Annotated in this window: 18 protein-coding genes and 2 tRNA genes; 2 read left to right on the forward strand and 18 right to left on the reverse strand. The window is 57.0% G+C overall.

Translation table 11 applies throughout. The annotated features are described in order from the left end of the window. Nucleotides 1-33: 33 nt before the first annotated feature. The 10 genes from JRJ26_00745 to JRJ26_00790 all read right to left on the reverse strand — a co-directional run bounded on the left by JRJ26_00745 (nt 34) and on the right by JRJ26_00790 (nt 8203). Nucleotides 34-107, reverse strand: a tRNA-Pro gene (locus JRJ26_00745). Between the two features lie 165 nt (nt 108-272). Continuing rightward, nucleotides 273-629: a MerR family transcriptional regulator gene (locus JRJ26_00750; protein ID MBW2056004.1), complete on the reverse strand. Its 357-nt coding sequence runs from the start codon at nt 627-629 to the stop codon at nt 273-275. 11 nt (nt 630-640) lie between these two features. Then, on the reverse strand, nt 641-928 hold the full coding sequence (locus JRJ26_00755; GenBank protein ID MBW2056005.1) for an integration host factor subunit alpha: 288 nt from the start codon (nt 926-928) through the stop codon (nt 641-643). Between the two features lie 121 nt (nt 929-1049). Continuing rightward, nucleotides 1050-3536, reverse strand: a complete 2487-nt coding sequence (locus tag JRJ26_00760; protein MBW2056006.1) for a phenylalanine--tRNA ligase subunit beta — start codon at nt 3534-3536, stop codon at nt 1050-1052. 91 nt (nt 3537-3627) lie between these two features. Then, nucleotides 3628-4668 (reverse strand): phenylalanine--tRNA ligase subunit alpha, encoded by a 1041-nt coding sequence (pheS, locus tag JRJ26_00765; protein MBW2056007.1) that lies wholly within the window; start codon nt 4666-4668, stop codon nt 3628-3630. Between the two features lie 208 nt (nt 4669-4876). Beyond that, nucleotides 4877-5233 carry a 50S ribosomal protein L20 gene (rplT, locus tag JRJ26_00770; GenBank protein MBW2056008.1) on the reverse strand — a complete coding sequence of 119 codons (357 nt, stop codon included), beginning with the start codon at nt 5231-5233 and terminating at the stop codon, nt 4877-4879. 87 nt (nt 5234-5320) lie between these two features. Then, nucleotides 5321-5518 (reverse strand): 50S ribosomal protein L35, encoded by a 198-nt coding sequence (rpmI, locus tag JRJ26_00775; protein ID MBW2056009.1) that lies wholly within the window; start codon nt 5516-5518, stop codon nt 5321-5323. A gap of 24 nt (nt 5519-5542) precedes the next feature. After that, a complete protein-coding gene (locus tag JRJ26_00780; GenBank protein ID MBW2056010.1) occupies nt 5543-6097 on the reverse strand; it encodes a translation initiation factor IF-3 in 555 nt (184 codons plus the stop codon). Between the two features lie 19 nt (nt 6098-6116). Then, the gene (thrS, locus tag JRJ26_00785; protein MBW2056011.1) at nt 6117-8036 is read right to left on the reverse strand and encodes a threonine--tRNA ligase; all 1920 of its coding nucleotides are present in this window, start codon (nt 8034-8036) and stop codon (nt 6117-6119) included. A gap of 92 nt (nt 8037-8128) precedes the next feature. Then, nucleotides 8129-8203, reverse strand: a tRNA-Val gene (locus JRJ26_00790). A gap of 299 nt (nt 8204-8502) precedes the next feature. On the opposite strand from JRJ26_00790, the gene JRJ26_00795 reads away from it, so the two are divergent. After that, a complete protein-coding gene (locus tag JRJ26_00795) occupies nt 8503-8784 on the forward strand; it encodes a hypothetical protein (GenBank protein MBW2056012.1) in 282 nt (93 codons plus the stop codon). Nucleotides 8785-8789: 5 nt separating this feature from the next. On the opposite strand, the gene rsmA is transcribed toward JRJ26_00795, so the two are convergent. Both rsmA and tsaD read right to left on the reverse strand, forming a co-directional pair. Beyond that, a complete protein-coding gene (rsmA, locus tag JRJ26_00800; protein MBW2056013.1) occupies nt 8790-9644 on the reverse strand; it encodes a ribosomal RNA small subunit methyltransferase A in 855 nt (284 codons plus the stop codon). After that, a complete protein-coding gene (gene tsaD, locus JRJ26_00805) occupies nt 9619-10692 on the reverse strand; it encodes a tRNA (adenosine(37)-N6)-threonylcarbamoyltransferase complex transferase subunit TsaD (GenBank protein ID MBW2056014.1) in 1074 nt (357 codons plus the stop codon). Before tsaD ends, rsmA begins: the two co-directional genes overlap by 26 nt. Before the next feature lie 315 nt (nt 10693-11007). Between tsaD and JRJ26_00810 the strand changes: the two genes are divergently transcribed. Continuing rightward, nucleotides 11008-11673, forward strand: coding sequence for a uracil-DNA glycosylase (locus tag JRJ26_00810; protein ID MBW2056015.1), 666 nt, complete (start codon nt 11008-11010; stop codon nt 11671-11673). Here the strand turns inward: JRJ26_00810 and sppA are convergent. The 6 genes from sppA to dut all read right to left on the reverse strand — a co-directional run bounded on the left by sppA (nt 11646) and on the right by dut (nt 18331). Further along, nucleotides 11646-12536 (reverse strand): signal peptide peptidase SppA, encoded by an 891-nt coding sequence (sppA, locus tag JRJ26_00815; protein ID MBW2056016.1) that lies wholly within the window; start codon nt 12534-12536, stop codon nt 11646-11648. The genes JRJ26_00810 and sppA overlap by 28 nt on opposite strands. 2 nt (nt 12537-12538) lie before the next feature. Beyond that, nucleotides 12539-13252, reverse strand: coding sequence for a hypothetical protein (locus JRJ26_00820; GenBank protein MBW2056017.1), 714 nt, complete (start codon nt 13250-13252; stop codon nt 12539-12541). Between the two features lie 14 nt (nt 13253-13266). Then, on the reverse strand, nt 13267-13977 hold the full coding sequence (locus tag JRJ26_00825) for a segregation/condensation protein A (GenBank protein ID MBW2056018.1): 711 nt from the start codon (nt 13975-13977) through the stop codon (nt 13267-13269). Then, nucleotides 13970-16705 (reverse strand): CBS domain-containing protein, encoded by a 2736-nt coding sequence (locus JRJ26_00830; protein ID MBW2056019.1) that lies wholly within the window; start codon nt 16703-16705, stop codon nt 13970-13972. The genes JRJ26_00825 and JRJ26_00830 overlap by 8 nt, the downstream gene beginning before the upstream one ends. A 140-nt stretch (nt 16706-16845) precedes the next feature. Then, nucleotides 16846-17745, reverse strand: a complete 900-nt coding sequence (xerD, locus tag JRJ26_00835) for a site-specific tyrosine recombinase XerD (GenBank protein MBW2056020.1) — start codon at nt 17743-17745, stop codon at nt 16846-16848. 133 nt (nt 17746-17878) lie between these two features. After that, nucleotides 17879-18331: a dUTP diphosphatase gene (gene dut, locus JRJ26_00840; GenBank protein MBW2056021.1), complete on the reverse strand. Its 453-nt coding sequence runs from the start codon at nt 18329-18331 to the stop codon at nt 17879-17881. Nucleotides 18332-18334 lie beyond the last annotated feature (3 nt).

Here is an 18334-nt window from a genome sequence, read left to right on the forward strand (position 1 = left end):
ACCATGCACCCCGATCCAGCCCAAAAAAAAACATCGGGGCGGCCGGATTTGAACCGGCGACCACTGGCACCCCATACCAGTGCGCTACCAGGCTGCGCCACGCCCCGACGCTCTTTCAATATACTGAAAGGAAATCCAAATGTCCAGAACTTCAGCTGCTGTTGTCTTCAAGAAAAGGCAGGAATAAGGCACAACTCTCGGACTTGTCTGGGCCCCAGGATCGGCCAAAGGCCGGTTACGGGAACCCCCCGCTCTGCTGTTTCGGTTGGAGATCACTCCAGTATCTGTCTGATTCCTTCCAGTTCCGCCTTCAGGTCGACAAAAAACTCTTGCAACTTCTCCCTGTCAATCCCGGGCTTGTTCTGCCTCCCACCGCTCCTGGCCAACTCCCTTATCTTCGGCTTCGCCCCTGCAATGGTGTAGCCCTCGTCATACAAAAGCCGTCTGATCTCGAGGATCAGCTCCAGGTCTCTCTTCCGGTACAGACGCTGGAGGGATCGACTCTTCAAGGGCCTAATCTCCTTGAACTCCGATTCCCAGTACCTCAAGACATGAGGCTTTACCCCCGTGATCCTGCCAACCTCTCCTATTCTATAGTAGATCTTGTCGGCAAAAGGCTTCGACCCCAACCGATCTCTCCTCACTTCCTGTTAGCCCTGTTCAATGAGTTCTTGAGAACCTGACTCGGCTTGAAGGTCAGGATTCTTCTCGCAGATATCTCGATATCGTCACCGGTCTGAGGATTTCGCCCCCTCCTGGCGCGCTTGTTCCGCACAACAAAATTCCCGAATCCGGAGATCTTGATCTTCTCACCCCTCTCCAGTGTCTCCTTCATGACATCAAAGATCGTCTCCACGGCATGAACGGCCTCCTTCTTGGAGAAACCCACCTTCTCGTACACACTGCTGATGATATCCACCTTTGTCATAACGGAACCTCCTTTAGTCATGGGACCACCTCTGGAGTCAAAGAGAACCACGGGACTTCATATTGATTGGAGACAAAGCCCCCGCCGCCTCCGACCCCGCCAGGCAACCCTGGATCTCCATCTACTCCCTGAGTCTGGCTCCCAGTGCATTGGACAGCCTATCGATGATATTCTCCCGCGTCTCTTTTATCTCCTCCGCCCTGAGCACGTGATCGTCCGCCTGATAAACAAGGGAAAAGGCAATACTTTTCTCCCCCTCCGGGATCTTCGCCCCCCTCCAAACGTCAAAGAGCTCCACCTCTTTGACGAGGGGGCTCCCAGCTTCCATGACCACACTGACGATCTCGTGGAACGGGATCTCCTCCTTTAGAACCACGGCCAGATCCTCTCTTGCTGCAGGAAAAGGTGAAATCGGCCTATAGCGCCGCTCCCTTCTCCGTCCGAAGAGCAAATCCAGATTCAACTCCGCAGCCGCTACCGGTTGATCAGGCAGCTCGAAATTGCGTTGGACATCCGGATGGAGTTCGCCGAGGTACCCCGCGTCTTCCCCGCCGGCACGGACTACCGCGCTCTTACCCGGATGGAATGGCCCGTAAGTGGCAGGAACATACTCGCAGGGGACAACCCCCAAACGGCCGAAAAGAACGTCAAGAATGCCCTTCAAATGGAAGAATCCAACCATGCCGCTCTCCGGACCGCCCCACCATCCCTTGTCCGCGGGACCGGAAACCACGATCCCCAGGCGATGTTCCTCCTCCGGAAGCTCCTGATCAGGCAAAGGCCGATAGACCCGGCCAATCTCAAAGAACATCAACTGGTTTGAGAATCTGGAATTGAAACAGACCGTCTCGAGCATCCCGGCCAGGAGACTCCTCCGCATGACCGTCTTGTCCAGGCTGACCGGGTTCACCAGCCTGATGAACTCCGACAGATCGGGCTCTCTCTTACCGGGATCGAGTTTGGAGACACTCTCCCCGTTGGTCATGGTGTAGGTGATGACCTCCATGAGACCGCAGCCTGCCAGTACGTCCCGTATCTGTTCCTCAAAGTCCAGATAGGGGCTGGACCGCTGGGGCGGCAGAACGTCTTGCATCAGAGTGGCCGGAATCTTGTCATACCCGTGGATTCTGGCCACCTCTTCTATGAGATCCACGGCAATGGAGACATCAAGACGGTGGGTGGGGACCGTCACGGCGAGGGTCCCCGGCTCCTCTGTCTTCACGCACTGGAATTCCAGAGACTCGAGAATAGCCGAGACCCTCTCCACCGGGAAATCCATGCCGAGGATTCTCCTGATCTCACCCGTGCTCAGGTGGATGACTCTCTCCTCCACCCTGACAGGATAGGCATCGGCAATCTCAGGGGAGACCGCAGCCCCGGAAAATCCCTTGACCAGAAGGCTTGCCCGTTGTAAGGTCGGAACCGTCAGCTCAGGATCGATACCCTTGCCGAATCGGAGAGAGGCCTCGCTGGGGAGCTTGAGGGCCTGCACGGTCCGTCTGATGCTGGTCAGCTCGAAGTTCGCCGCCTCCAGGAGAATCGATCTGGTACCCTCGCCGACTTCCGAATCGAGCCCTCCCATGACACCTGCGATGGCGATCGGCCCGCCCTCGTCCGCTATCAAGAGGTTCTGGTCCGTGAGTCCCCTGAGCACGCCATCGAGGGTGACTATCTCTTCCCCCGGCTGCGCTCTCCGGACCAATACCCTCTTACCCCTTATCTTCTCATAGTCGAAGGCATGGAGGGGCTGACCCAATTCCCACATGCAGTAGTTGGTCACATCCACCACGTTGTTGATGGGACGCATCCCGGCCAAGCGCAGGCGATTCTGCATCCACATGGGAGACGGCCCGATCCTCACCCCCTCGATCAGACAAGCGGAGTATCTGGAGCAGAGCTCCGGCTCAAGGATCTCCACACTCACATAACTCGTCGTGGCCTTCCGCGGGTTCTCATCGGTCAAACACCTCCATCCTCCCTCGCTGCTCAGAGCAAGGGCGTCGGGGGGAAGCCTCTTCAAGGCCTGACCTGTCAGGGCTGCCACCTCTCGGGCTACCCCTATGATCGAGAAACACCGGCCGAGATTCGGGGTCAGGTCGAGATCCAGCACGGTATCGCCGAGATAGTCCTGAAGGGGAGTACCCACGGGCACCTCTGGATCGAGGATCATCACGCCACTGTGATCTTCCGAGATACCGAGTTCTCTCTCTGAACAGAGCATCCCCTCTGACCGAACTCCCCTTATCTCCGCGGGCTTCAGGATGATCCGCCGTTGTCCACCCGATTCAGGATCCAGGAAGGAAGCACCGGGAAGGGCCAGAACAACCTTTTGCCCCCGGTCACCAACCCGGACGTTCGGTGCTCCACTCACGGTTTCGGCCACGCGGCCCGATCCATAAGCCACCCTGGCGACGGTCAATCTGTCGGCCTCCGGGTGCGGTCTGACCTCCACGATCTCGCCCACCAGGATCAGTTCCCTGTCCCAGTCCCGGCCCACAAGGTCTATCTTTGAGACCTCCAGGCCGGCCATGGTCAGAGTTTCCGCCAGTGATTCGGGGGCGACCTCAACAGAGACAAAATCCCTCAGCCAACTCAAGGGAACTCGCATATGCTTCCGATCTTCAGCAGCCTTACCGCTGCAACGCTCTGGCCAGCCCTCCTTTGTCTCCGAAGGACGGGAAGGGGGCAGAAGAACCTCGTCAACCGAACTGTTTCAGAAACCGGAGATCGTTCCGGAAGAAAAGCCTGATATCATCGATGCCGTACTTCAACATGAAAATCCGTTCGGGTCCCATGCCGAAAGCAAAACCGCTGAAAACCTCAGGATCATACCCGCCGTTCTCAAGAACCTTGGGATGCACCATGCCGGCCCCCAGGATCTCCACCCATCCCGTATACTTGCACACTGAACAACCCGCCCCTCCACAGACGAGGCAGTCCATATCGACCTCGACGCTCGGCTCGGTGAAGGGAAAGTGGCTGCATCGAAAACGGATCTTGCGTTCCGATCCGAACATCTTCCTGCCAAACTCGATGAGGACTCCCTTCAGGTCTGCCATGGTGATCTTCCTGCCCACAGCGAGCCCCTCCACCTGGTGGAACATCACCTCTGAACGTGCCGTGATCGCCTCGTAACGATAGCACTTTCCAGGCAGAATGACCCTGATGGGTTCGGGGCAGAAAGCCTTCATGGCCCGGATCTGGCCGGGAGAGGTATGGGTCCGCAACAGGAGGGTGTCGCTGATATACAGGGTGTCCCACATATCCCTGGCAGGGTGGTTGGCAGGCATGTTGAGGAGTTCAAAATTGTAGTAGTCTGTTTCGATCTCTGGCCCGTCAAAGACCTGGAATCCCATTTCTGAAAAGATCGAGTGGATCTCCCGGAGCACCTGAGTGCTCGGATGGAGGCTTCCCTGTCTCACCGGCCATCCGGGCAGGGTAACATCGATCCGCTCCCTGAGAAGGGGGTCGATTCTCAGTCTTTCCAGTTCCTCTTTCCGGCTCTCAAAAGCCTCTTCGAGCCTCTTTCTTGCCAGGTTGGACCGCTTCCCCACAAGGGGGCGCTCCTCTTTTGGAAGGTCTCCGATGCTTCTCTGGAGCCTCACGAGCTCGGATTTCTTGCCGAGCACCTTGACTCGCCAGTCTTCAAGAGCCTCGACCGTTTCAACCTCTTTGAGCTTTGAGAGAGTCTCCTCCTCCAGATGTGCGATCCTCTCTATGATCAAATGACCCTCTTCCATTCGAACTCTCGATTTCCACCCTGGCTCTGTAGCTTTACAGGAAAGCGGGTCTATGACAGTGGAAAACCCGTGGATTGCAGTCGCTGGAAAGGCTGATCACGCCGGACCGTTCACGGAGACAAACGACCCGACCCGGATATACCAAAGAGCCTTCTCCTTTCATCCTGCAGAGAAAACCCCAACCCCCTCCCCCCCAACCCGCGAATCGCTATGCCAACTTCTCCTTGGCCATCTCCACGACTTTTGCAAATCCCCCGGCGTCAGAAACCGCCATATCGGCCAGTACCTTCCGGTCCATCCCGATACCGGCCTTGCGGATCCCGGCCATCAATCGGCTGTATGAAATCCCGTAGGACCGAGCCGCGGCGTTGATCCTGGCGATCCACAACCGCCTGAACTCCCTCTTGCGAACCTTGCGGTCCCGGTATGCATACCTGAGGGAACGGTCAACGGCTTCGGTCGCCGTACGGAAGAGCCTGGCACGTCCGCCTCGAAAACCTTTGGCCAGTTTAAGAATCGACTTCTTCCTTTTTTTCCGTCTAACAGCACTCGTCACTCTCGGCATTGTATGGAAACTCCTCTTCCGCCTCCCTTGGAAGCCCACCGGCCTTTACGGAAACAAGCAACCCCCCTCTTTCTGGGCATTCAGCCATCAGGCGTAAGGGATCAACTTCCTGATTTCCTTTTCATTGGTCCTGTGAACCACTGTTCCCTTCCTGAGAGACCTCTTCCGTTTCGGAGACTTCTTTGTGAGTATGTGGTTGGCAAAGGCTTTCTGTCGCCTGATCTTCCCCTTTGCAGTCGTTCTGAAGCGCTTTGCCGCTCCCCTGTTCGTCTTTTGCTTGGGCACGACGTCTCTCCCTTTGCAGATCAACTATTCCACCGTTTGGTTCGGACGGGGCGAGAGCATCATAACCATCGCCCTCCCCTCGAACTTCGGCTGCTGCTCGATAAGACCCCACTCCGTGACCTCTTCCGACACTCTCTTCAGGAGATGCTGGCCGATCTCGGGGTGGCTCAGTTCCCTGCCCCGGAAAACCACTGTCACCTTGGTTTTCAACCCCTCTTTCAGAAACCGCTCTATGTGCCTCACCTTGTACTGGAGATCGTGGACATCTGTCTTGGGGCGGAGTTTTACCTCCTTGACCTGGACCACTGCCTGCTTTTTCTTGGCCTCCTGGGCCTTCTTTCTTTGCTGGTACTTGAATTTCCCATAATCCATCAGCCTGCAGACAGGAGGATCCGACTTGGAGGAAACCTCCACGAGATCCAATTCGTATTCTCCGGCAATCCTCAGGGCCTCTGCTATGGGCAGAACACCAAGCTGCTCGCCCTCAGGCGCAATCACCCGCACCGTCTTTGCCCGAATGCGGTTGTTCACCCTGACCTCTTGCCTTCTTTCCCGAAAACTACTGTCTCTTCTCGCGATACTCTCCCACCTCCTCGACTTATTCGGCTGTTGGAACCCTGGCCTCGGACCTCACTAGGTCGATCAACCGGTCAAGGGCCATGGGTTCGAGCTGCTGGCCGTCCAGCCTCCTCGGTGACACGGACCGGCCCGAGACCTCCCTGTCTCCGATAACGAGCATATAGGGAACCTTCTGAAGCTGTGCCTCTCGAATCTTCAAACCGATCTTCTCGTTCCTGAAGTCTTCCCCTACCCTGAAGCCGGCCTCCCTAAGCCGCGCCGCCACCTCCTTGCCATAGGTCTTGCTGCGGTCCGTTATAGTCAAAACGGTCAGTTGGACCGGAGCCAACCACAGGGGGAAAGCGCCTCCGTAGTGTTCGATGAGCCCGCCGACAAAACGCTCCATCGAGCCCAGAACCGTTCTATGAATCATCGCAACCCTGTGCCGATTGCCGTCCTTTCCGACATACTCGATATTGAAACTCTCCGGAAAATTGAAATCCACCTGGATGGTCGGACCCTGCCACAGACGACCCAGGGCGTCGATGAGCTTGATGTCGATCTTCGGCCCATAGAAGACCCCCCCTCCGGGGTCGACGTCGTACCCTCTCCCAAACTCCTCAAGAGCCGCCTCCAGGGATCCGGTGGCACGCTCCCAGAGGGCTTCGGATCCCTTGTATTTATCCGGTCTGGTCGCCAGGTAGATCCGGTATTCGTATTCGAAGGTTCGCATCATGAAGTCGGCAAGGTTCAGCACCCCGAGGATCTCGTCCTTCAACTGCTCGGGTGTACAGAAGATGTGGGCGTCATCCTGGGTAAACCCTCTTACCCGAAACATCCCGGTGAGGGTACCCGACCTCTCGTACCGGTAGACGGTTCCCAACTCGGCATACCGAACTGGAAGGTCCCTGTAACTGCGAATCGAATTCTGGTAGATCATGATATGCCCGGGGCAATTCATGGGCTTGATGTAGTAGTCCACCCCGTCGATATCCATGGGAGAATACATACTCTCCCGGTAGAATTGGAGGTGCCCGCTGACCTTGAGAAGAGAAGCCCTGTACAGATGCGGCGAATAGACGATTTCGTAGCCCCGTCTGCGGTGTTCCCTCCTCCAGAAATCTTCGATAATCTCTCGAATCAGAGCCCCCCGGGGATGCCAGTACACCAATCCGGCTCCGGCCAACTCATGGGTGCTGAAGAGGTCGAGTTGTTTTCCCAGGATCCGGTGATCCCTCTTCTTGGCTTCCTCGAGCTTCTTCAGGTACGATTCCAACTCCTCCCGGGAAAAAAAGGCCGTTCCATAGATGCGCTGGAGCTGCTTGTTCCGTTCATCTCCCCGCCAATACGCCCCTGACACGCGCAGGAGTTTGAAGGCCCTGATCTTTCCTGAAGAGGCTACGTGGGGCCCCCTGCACAGGTCTAGAAAACCCCCTGATTCATAAAGGGAGACGGTCTTGTCCGGAATTTCCTCGAGGAGTTCCACCTTGTAGGGCTCCCCCATTTCCCGAAACATTTCAATCGCCCGATCCCTATCCACCTCTTTCCGGACAAAGGGTACATCCTGCCGGATGATCTCCCTCATCTTCTTCTCTATGGCTTCCAGGTCCTGAGGAGTAAACCCTCTGGAGAAATCGAAATCATAGTAAAACCCGTCCTCGATAGGAGGGCCTATGGTCACCTTGACTCCGTCAAAAAGCTCCTTCACGGCTGCGGCCATGACGTGAGAGGCCGAGTGGCGCAGGATCTCCAACCCTTCAGGAGAGTCTTCGGTAACAAAGCCGACACTCGCATCCCCGTTGAGGGAGGACTCCAGGTCCACCAGGTGCCCATCGACCCGGGCCGCGACGATCCTGTCCAGATCCTTCCGGCCTATGCGCTTGGCAACTTCCCGCAGGGATATTCCCTTTTCCACCTCTGTCTGAGACCCATCTGAAAGAAAGACGGTAACGACATCCATGATCCGTCCAGTCAAAACCTGACAGGAACCCGGCCTGAAGCGGGACAGGAACCACCACACCTCAATCCCTCTCCATGCCCCAGGTAAGAAAATGGTAGGCACGGGCGGTTTCGAACCGCCGACTTCTACCGCGTCAAGGTAGCGCTCTCCCCCTGAGCTACGTGCCTACGCCCGATCGATTACCGTATACCTCTTACCAATTTCGAAAGGCCATGTCAAGAGGAAAAACTCCCCTAAGAACCTAAATTTATTGTCAAAGATAGAATAGCAGATCTTCAATTTCATGGCAAGCATATTCTGGCGACTCCCAGAACCGCGTTCGGCCCCCCGATTTTCGGCCATCCCCTGTCTCAGGCTCTCCTGATTCAACAACCCCCCTTGATTTCGACCTTCTGCCTGCTATACTAAATCATGAAAGTTCCGGGTCTTTCTTTATCTCAGCCTGGTCGAAGGGAGGCAAGGGCGTATGGAATACATCGATCTCGCACTCGACTATTTGAAGGATCACAAGCTGCTTGCGGCGGCCATCACTTTTCTTTTCATCTTGCTTCTCATAAGGAATTTCTGGTTTCTCGTGAAACTCCTGGTCGTCATGGCGCTCGGTCTGGTGGCAGCCAGCCTGATCCTTTCCTTCGTGGGCAAGGCCGCCAAGGAGAAAAGGGAGTTGCTCAAAGAAGATGAATCCTCCCGTATAGAACAGGTAAGATCCGCTGAAGCCATCCATCCTTACCACATCGGGTTTCTATGACCTCTTTACTGCCCCTCTGGCAACAGATAGGGGATGAGACCATCCGTCAATCGAGCAAAATCATCCAGACTCATGGTTTCGGCCCTCCTTCCAGGGTCTATCCCCACTTCCTCCATCAACTTTTCGATCTTGCAGGTGAACAGATCACTTGGGAGAATCGTCCTGAGCGCGTTCTTGAGGGTTTTGCGGCGGTGGCCGAAAGACACACGGACCACCCGTTCGAAGCTCCTTTCATCATGAATCTCGACCCTTGGAGCCCGGTTGACGGAGAACCTTACCAGGGCCGAATCCACTTTCGGCCGGGGGAAAAAACAACGGGGAGGGAGAACCATCTCGATGCTGGGCGTCGTGTAGAGCTGGAGGAAGACAGAGAGAGCCCCGTACTGCCTGGTTCTTGGCTTCGCAACGATTCTCAAAGCCACCTCTTTCTGGAGCATGAGAACCATGGAAGAAATCAGATGGCGCAGGCCAATGAAACGCCTCAGCAGGGGAGTGGAGATCTGATAGGGGAGGTTGGCCACGATCTTGACCCTCCTCCCACTAGACCGGCAGACCTCCTCCAGGTCTACCTTGAGGGCGTCACCGTGGATCACGGTCACGTTGCCCAGGGGGGCGGTCTTGGCCTTCAAAGGGCCGACCAGAGATTCGTCGATCTCAACGGCGACGACCCGCCGGCTTCTCCGGGCCAGGAGCAGCGTCATCTCTCCCCGGCCCGGTCCGATCTCCAGCACCACGTCCTCCGGGCCCAAATCGGCAACCGCGACGAGCTTCTCCATTGCATTTCTATCCACGAGGAAGTGCTGGCCGAGCCTTTTCCGGGGCAGATGCCCCCACCTATTCTTGGCGATTCCTCTCTTCATGAAGACTTCTTCCGGCAATCCCTTGCCTGACCAGACTCTCCGCTGGAATCGGCAGAGTGGCAAAGGCGTTGAGTGAGAGGGGAGAGACCCATCCTCGCCTGAGCCAGTGAAACCCGACGACCCCGATCATGGCGGCATTGTCGGTGCACAAGCCAGGGGAAGGAAAGAAGACCCGGAGCCCTTCTTCCCCGGCCATCTCCTGAAATCTCTGCCTGAGCCGGCTGTTGGCCGCAACCCCCCCGGAGACCACGATCCTCTCGAGCCTCTCAATGCGCGCGGCTTGCCTTGCTTTTCTCACCAGCACATCGACCACAGCCTCCTGGAAACTCGAGGCAACCCCTGCCAGCCGGTCCTCTTCGTTTTCCTTCAAAGGGTTTGCCCGAAGATAGTTGACCACCGCGGTCTTGAGACCACTGAAACTGAAATCCAGAGTTCTTGCCGACAGGAGCGCCCTGGGGAAACTCACCGTCTCTCGATCCCCCTTTCCCGACAATCTGTCGATGATCGGTCCTCCCGGATACCCGAGCCCCAATACCTTGGCCACCTTGTCGAAAACCTCCCCTGCCGCGTCGTCCCTCGTCCGGCCCAGCAGGCGAGTGAGCCCAACCCCCTCCACCCGGTAGAGGCTGGTATGGCCCCCGGAGACCACCAGCCCCAGGAAGGGGAAGGCCACATCGTCCCGCTCCAGGAAAACCGCACAGAGATGCCCATCGATGTGATTGACTCCGAGCCAGGGTTTCCCCTTTGCGTAAGCGATCGATTTTGCAACCGAAAGCCCCACAAGAAGGGACCCGATCAGCCCGGGCCCGCAGGTGACGGCAACACCGTCGATATCATCGAGGGTCGTCCGAGCCTCTTCCAGGGCAGCCCTGATCACGGGAATTATGGTTTCGATGTGCCTCCGTGAGGCGAGCTCGGGCACAATGCCTCCATACTTCTGGTGGATCTCGATCTGGGTTGAAACCCGGCTGGAGATCACCTTCCTGCCCTCCTCCACCACGGCGGCTGCCGTGTCATCGCATGAGGATTCTATGGCCAAAATCAGCACGCTTTCTCCTTCTCCCCCCGGTTGTAACAGATCCTCTAAACTATATCGTTTTCAAGAAGGAAAACAAAAAAGGCCGGCTGGGTTTTGCTATGACAAATCGATAAAGCTAGGCTATCCAAATTGCTCGATTCTCGACTGATCCAACAGCCTCCCCAATGTAACTCTTCGAAGATTCGGGACTTCGACATTTAAGCCATTGGGATTTCATTTGGCATTTGACATTGCCGGCAACAACATCCCATCAAGCTCTTGACACGGCCTTTGGGAAGAATATAGATTCGTTTGTATCAAGCCGAAGGGCCTTGACGGAACAGCATGAACCCTGATGCAAGAACAGAGATCCTCGCCCTGATTGCTCATTTGAGAAGCTACCTCTTCTACCAGAAGGGGCTGGGCCTGAGGGCCATTCCCCGCTCCAGCCGTGCCTCTCAAAGCCTCAAAGCCCTGCGAGAGGAGTTGGGAGAGTGCCGGCGCTGTCGGCTGCACAAGACCAGGAGGCACATCGTCTTTGGAGAGGGAGACCAGAAGGCCCGCCTCGTCTTTGTTGGAGAGGCGCCGGGCTACGAAGAAGACCTCCAGGGGAGGCCCTTTGTGGGAAAGGCCGGACAGCTCCTGTCGAGAATCATCGCCGCTATCGGCATGACCCGGGACGAAGTCTACATAACCAATGTGGTGAAATGCCACCCGCCACAAAACCGGACTCCGCGGCCGGACGAGATCGCTTCCTGCTACCCCTTTTTGAAAGACCAGTTGAAGATCATCCAGCCCAGGGTCATCTGTGCCCTCGGAAACGCGGCAGCTCAAACCCTCCTCGGTACCTCCGCGGGGATCACCAGCCTCAGGGGTACTTTCCACTCGTGGGAGGGAATCAGAGTCATGCCGACCTTTCATCCCGCCTATCTCCTTAGAAATCCCGACAGGAAGCGAGAGGCCTGGCACGACATGAGGCTTGTTCAGAAGGCACTCACCGGGGAAGCCTGATAATAGAGCCTGTAGTTTAAACTCCTCGTCTGCTCGATCAGTCTTGCCAGGGTTTTTTCAAAGAGAAGGTCGAGTATATTCCGCCTCCTCCTGGGGTAGATCACGTGGGGCTTGCCCCGGATACCGCTCATCTTGGCTGCAACGTCGATCGCGTCCTGTAAGTTTCCCATGTAGTCGACCAGCCCCTGTTCGAGCGCCTGGCGGCCGGAAAAAATCCGGCCATCGGCCAGTTTTTTCACCTTTTCCAACTCCATGCCTCTCCCTTTGGCCACCGCTTCAACGAACTGATCGTATACGCTCCGGATCACCCCCATGACCACCTCCTGATCCTCCGGAGTCGGCTCACGAAAAGGAGACCCCAGGTCCTTGTACCTGCCGCTCTTGAAGGTGTACGTCTTCAAGCCGACGAGTTTCATCAGCCCCTCCACGTTGGAAAACTGCATTATCACACCGATACTCCCGGTAAGGGTTCCCGGGTTGGCGACTATAGCGTCCGCCCCGCTGGCGATATAGTATCCCCCAGAGGCGGCGACCCCGCCGAGCGATGCGACCACCTTCTTCTTCCTCCGTGTTTTGATGACCTCCCGATAAATCTCCTGAGAAGGTCCCACAGCCCCTCCCGGCGAGTCGATACGGAGAACGACGGCCTTGACTCCTCCGTCTTCACGGTATGCGATCAGTTGATCGATGATCCTTCCGGAACGGGCGATCACCCCTTTTATCTCGACGATTCCGATCTTGTCTCCCAGGACAAAGGCCGGCCTCCTCCCGCCGAGGCGCGAAAAGGCCAGCACAAAGGCGACAAAAGCGCCGATGAGGACAACGACGACGAGAAGGGCCAACAGCACCGGGTGTCTTCTCATGGCTACCTCCACAAGCCTTCCTGTGATGAATACGGGACCATGGCCAACCGGAGGACTCCCTCACTCATCCCTTCCGGGTCCAGGCGGAAGTCTTCAAATGACTCGGATATCAGAGCATCTCGGAATGCCTCCATGTCTCCCCTCAATACAACCCGGAAAGTGAACCTGCCGGGGCTGATCGAATAGAGAGAAACCCTTTCAACGGATTCCATGCCTTTTTCAAGGTAATTCCTCAGCTTTGTGATACAGGCGGCACATGAGACCCCGGAGACTTCAAACCGAAAGCGGCACACAGCCCCACCGGGCTCTTCCTCGATCAGCCCCAGGTTCACGAGGGTCTTTCTCAGTCTTTCCACTGCCACCGTGCTCTCGAGATTGACCTCATAGATGTTCTCCCTGGTCGTTTCTGAGAGAATGCGGAAGGTATCGATAAATCGCCCGCTCGACTGATAGATCTCCTGATTGATGAGGTCGTAATTCTCAAGTGCCAAAGTCTCGGGAATCAGCTCCCTCACTGCTGCTTCCAGGGCATTCCGTTTCCCATTGGCAATGGCCATGCTTCTTGCCCTTGCCAGATTCCCCTCGATGACAATCGTCGTTCCCGTGGTCATCAAGGTCATGGTCCTGCCCGAGGTGTCGAGCCCAGCGGCCCGTCCGGCCGGAAGGCCGAGCATCAGGGCCAGGGCCACACACAGATAAACGGCCTTATCCCTCATTGACGACAACCCTCCTATACCTTCCTGATCCTGATGGGGCGGAAATTCCCCTTCTGGTAAACCCGGACCATCCTCATCTTCATCAATTCCAGCAAAGCGAGGAAGGTGAAGATAACCACCTCCCTTGTCGGTTCACCCTCAAAGAGACGGGCGAACTCCAATTCTCCACCGCAACCGGTGAGGCGGTCGATAATCTCGGTAATCTTCTCCTCGATGCTGATCCTCTCCAGAGTGATCTCGTGCACCAACTCCTGGGACGACTTTCTGAGCACCCGTTGGAGGGCCTCGATCAAATCGAAGAGACTCACCTCGAGTTCATCCGTCTCTTCTTCCCCTGCCGGGATCCGGGTGAACACGTCCCTTCCCAAGATATCCTGGCCCTCCAGCTGACGGGCCGCATTCTTGAACCGCTCGTACTCCAGCAGGCGGTCGACCAGTTCCCTGCGGGGGTCCTCTTCCTCCTCCTCTTCCCCCTGGTCCGGGGCAGCGGGCAGAAGCATCTTGGACTTGATCTGGGCCAGAGTCGCGGCCATCACCAGAAACTCCCCGGCCACATCGAGATTCAGGGTCCTCATCATCTTCAGCATGCCCAGGTATTGCTCGGTAATCTCTGCAATGGGGATGTCGTAGATATCCACCTCGTTCTTCCGTATGAGATAGAGGAGAAGATCCAGAGGCCCCTCGAATATGTCGAGTTTCACCCGGTAATCCGCCCTCTCATCCATCAGCGGCTCCCCTCCTCACCCTTTCCGGAGCCTTGGAGGGACGACCCGACTCCTGACTCGCCTTTGAACGGCCTCTTGTCCCTTCCAGCGGCAAACCGTAACTCCTGCGAACAAAAGCCACCTCGTCCTCTCTCGATTCGATCTTCTTGTCTAGCCTCGCCATAAGCAGAGCGTTTATGATCTCCCTGAAAAGAGGACCCGGTTCAAAACCCATGGAGATCAGGTCTCTGCCCCGCAGGGCGGTCCTGACATTCTTGAGGGATGTGAAATAGAGGGAGATGAGCCTCTTTATCTCCTCGTCCTCTGTCTTGGCCATCATAAAGAGCCTGGCCTCCGTGGGCAGTGGATCCATGATGTCATAGATCTCGCTCGCCCTGAGCCGCCTCCCGCCGCTCGTCTTCCTGCGGAGGGCCGTCAGGGCCTGCTGGGCGCCCCTCCTGGCCTCGGTGATCCTTATGCGGTTTTTCCCCTGCAGGGCGAGCCGTTCAAAAAGGGCGTTCAGCTTTCTCTCTGAGAGGCCGTCGACAAGACCCAGAAAATAGACGAGCCACCGGTCGTACCGCTCTCCCAGATAGAGAAGCCTATACCAGGATAGAATGGCTCTGATCCTTTCGAACAGGACTGCTCGATCCCGGGTGAAAACGAGATCTGAGTTGATGATGCGGAGCAGCCCGAAATCCTCGGATCTCTGGAGAATCGACGCGGGATCCTCCTCCTTGAGAATCAGCAACAATTCCGAGAAGATACGCCCACCGGACAGTTTCTCTAGAAAACCCATCTTGAGGGCGTTACGAATCAGGTTCTGCGTCTGCTTGCCGAGTTGGAAGCCGAGGCGCTGTTCAAACCGGATAGCCCGAAAAATACGGGTGGGATCCTCGATAAAACTCAGGCTGTGGAGTACCCGGATCGTCCTCTCCCTGATGTCCTGAAGAGCACCGAAGAAATCCATCAGGGTCCCGAACTGGGCCTCATTGAGCCTGACGGCCAGGGTGTTGATGGTAAAATCCCGCCGGTAAAGGTCCCTCTTGATAGAGGTCAATTCGATGGTCGGAGTCGCCCCCGGGAAATCGTAGTATTCCAATCGTGCCGTGGCCACGTCCACCTTGATGCCGTCGGGGAAAACCAGAACTGCCGTGCCGAATCTCTTGTGGACCCTCAACCGGCAGGAAAACCGCCGGGCCACCTCTCGGGCAAAACCTATCCCGTCCTTTTCAACCACGATGTCGACATCCAGGTTGTTGACACCCATGACCAAATCCCGGACAAAGCCCCCCACAGCATAGACAGAATATCCCATCTCATCGGCCACCCTGCCCAGCTCTCTCAGGATCGACTGGATCCTCCGTGGGAGGCGCTCCTCAATGAGCCTGGTTATCATCTTCCTCCTGTCCTGGAGCCTTCTCGACTCCACGGGCGATGGAACATCCCCAGCCTTGGTGAACTCCTCCTGGAAAGACCTGAGAATATCGGTCCTGGTGACCGCCCCCACCAGTTCTTCTCCCCTCAGCACAGGCACAAACCGCTGACCCTTCCTTATTATGAGTTCCTGGAGTTGGGCAACCCGGGTCTCCGGGGTCACGGTGGCGAATTCCGAGGCCATGAACTCCCGAACGGGCCGGTCTTTCAAGCCATGAAATGATGCCTTTTCGACCACCTGACGGGAGATGAGTCCCACCACCCTTCCCCGCTCCAATACAGGAAGGACATTTATGTCGTACCGGGTGAGCAACTCAGCCGCAGCACCAAGACTCCTGTCGGCCTCTATGGTTTTTACAGGAAAAGTCATAAGGTCCCTGGAGCACCTCTCGGGTTGAATCGTCTCCTGGAGTAGCTCGATGAGTCTCTCCCTCGCCTCGTACAGGGTCATGCCCTTTATGGTTGCGGAAGCAGCAGTAGGATGCCCGCCGCCGCCGAATCCGGCGGCGATCAATCCCACATTGACCTCTTCGATCCGACTCCTGCCGATCAAATAGACACGATCAGCCATCCTTACAAGACCGAAGATGACATCGAGGTTTTCCATGTCTTTAAGCTTGTGGACCAGGACCGCGATGTCGCCGATATACCGGTCGACGGAAGCCATGGCGATCACCAGGCTCACTCCGTTGACGGTGTACCTGGTGGCCGATCGAATGAGATCATTCAGCAGAAAGACCTGCTCCGCCGTCAGCTCGCGACTGATCATGTCCGAGATGATGTTCAGGCTTGCCCCCCTGGACCGGAGGTATCCAGCCGCGTGGAAGTCCTCAGGAGTCGTGGAGGAGAAGGTGAGGCCTCCAGTGTCCTCATAAAGGCCCAGCATCATGACCGTGGCCTCATCCGAGGCGACCTCGACACCTCTCTCCCTCAAAACCGAAAGCATGACCGTCACGGTCGCACCCACCTCCCGAATCACCTCCAGGGACCCTCGAACATCGTCCGGGGAGGGCGGATGGTGGTCGAAGATGTGGACGTCGAGGCCCGGACGGCCGATGATCTCCTTGAACTTCCCGATACGACTCAACTGCCTTGTGTCTACCAGGATGAGGCGCCTGATCCTGTCCATATCGATATCTCTGATCCGCTGTGTCTCAAAGGCGTACCAGGCCGAATCGACAAAAAAATCCCTCAGGCTCCTCTCCTGGGATCCCGGAAAGACCGGAATCGCCTCGGGATAGAGTTTCTTGGCCGCAAGCATCGAGCCAAGGGCATCAAAATCCGCATTGGTGTGGGTGGCGATGATCTCCATACATGGTCGCCCGGAGGCGATGAGGGTAGAGGCCGAATGTTTTTCCCCCGGCTCTCTCCCCTTGCCTCTCCTAAAGCTGCTTTGGTTCACGGTCGGGCCTGGACCCTCCCCATATCAAACCCACTTGGAGGGAGCAACTGCTACGGCCGGGGATGGTGCTTCTCATGGAGCCTTTTCAGCCTCTCCCGGGAGACATGGGTGTAGATCTGGGTGGTGGAGATATCCACATGCCCCAGCAGAGTCTGGACCGTTCTCAGATCCGCCCCCCTGTCCAGGAGATGGCTGGCGAAGCAGTGACGAAGCGTATGGGGGGTCAGCTTCCCCTTGATCCCCGCCTTCAAGCCGTATTTCTTGATGATCTTCCACAGGGCCTGCCTTGTCATCTCTCGTCCCCTGGAGCCCACAAATACGTAAGGGGTGGCTCGACCCTTCAGAATCCGGCCGCGTCCCTGATTGAGATAGGCCCGCAGGGAGGTCTCGGCCTCCTGCCCAAAGGGAACCACCCTCTCTCTCCCCCCCTTGCCCAAGACCCTTACGCACCCCACTTCCAGGTTGATCTGATCCAGGCGGAGGGCGGCCACCTCGGAGATCCGCAGGCCCGTGGCATAGAGCAGCTCAAGCACGGCCTTGTCACGCTGCCCCAGGGGAGTCCTCCTGTCCGGCCCGCCCAACAGGCGCTCCACCTCTTGCTCGGAGAGAACCTGGGGGAGCCTCTTTGCGACTCTGGGGGATTCTACGGACTCTAGGGGGTTTTCCTTCAGGATTCTCTCGGCGACGAGGAACCGGTACAGCTGTCTCAGGGTGACCTGAAGACGGGCCACGCTCCTTTCAGAGAGACCGCTCGTCCTGAGGGCCACGATAAAGGAGAGCACGTCGATGTCGCGCACCCTTTCGAGGTCGTCTGGTCCGGCTTTATCGAGAAAATCGAGAAACCGACGTATGTCTCTGCTGTATGACTCCAGAGTATTTCGAGAAAGACCTCTCTCTACGGTCAGATAATCAAAGAATCGATCGATCCAGAAGTCGTTTCTCCTTGCCAAGCTCAAATGGAACCCCCGGATCACTCCGGTACTCGGCTCTCACAGCCTGCCTCGAAACCGGCCTGCCCGTCCTCGGATGGAGCCCTGTGACGCACTCTCTCGGAGTCGGCCCCACCCGGCGGCAGAGGAACGTTCAGAAAGAGCCCGTATGGCCGAAGCCTCCCTGGTCACGGTCTGTCCCGGGAAGATCGGGGACCTCTTCCAGTTCCGCCCGGACAACAGGACTTATCACCAGCTGAGCGATCCGCGTTCCGCTCTTCACAACGAAGGGCTCGGCTCCCAGATTGATGAGGATGATCTTTATCTCCCCCCGATAATCGGAATCGATGGTCCCCGGCGAGTTGACGATCCCGATCCCCTTGCTCATTGCCAGGCCGCTTCTCGGTCTGATCTGGCCCTCGTACCCCTCGGGTATGGCTACTGCTATGCCTGTAGGGACCAGGCAACGGTCTCCAGGGTTGAGGGTCACCTCTGCAGGGAGGTGGGCAAAGAGATCCATCCCCGAAGCATGGTCGCTCATGTAGCGGGGGAGCTGCACATCATCCCCTACCCCCAGTCTCCTCACTTTGATCTTTATTCGACCCATGGG

This window comes from Deltaproteobacteria bacterium, assembly GCA_019308905.1.
Taxonomy (GTDB): domain Bacteria; phylum Desulfobacterota; class BSN033; order WVXP01; family WVXP01; genus JAFDHF01.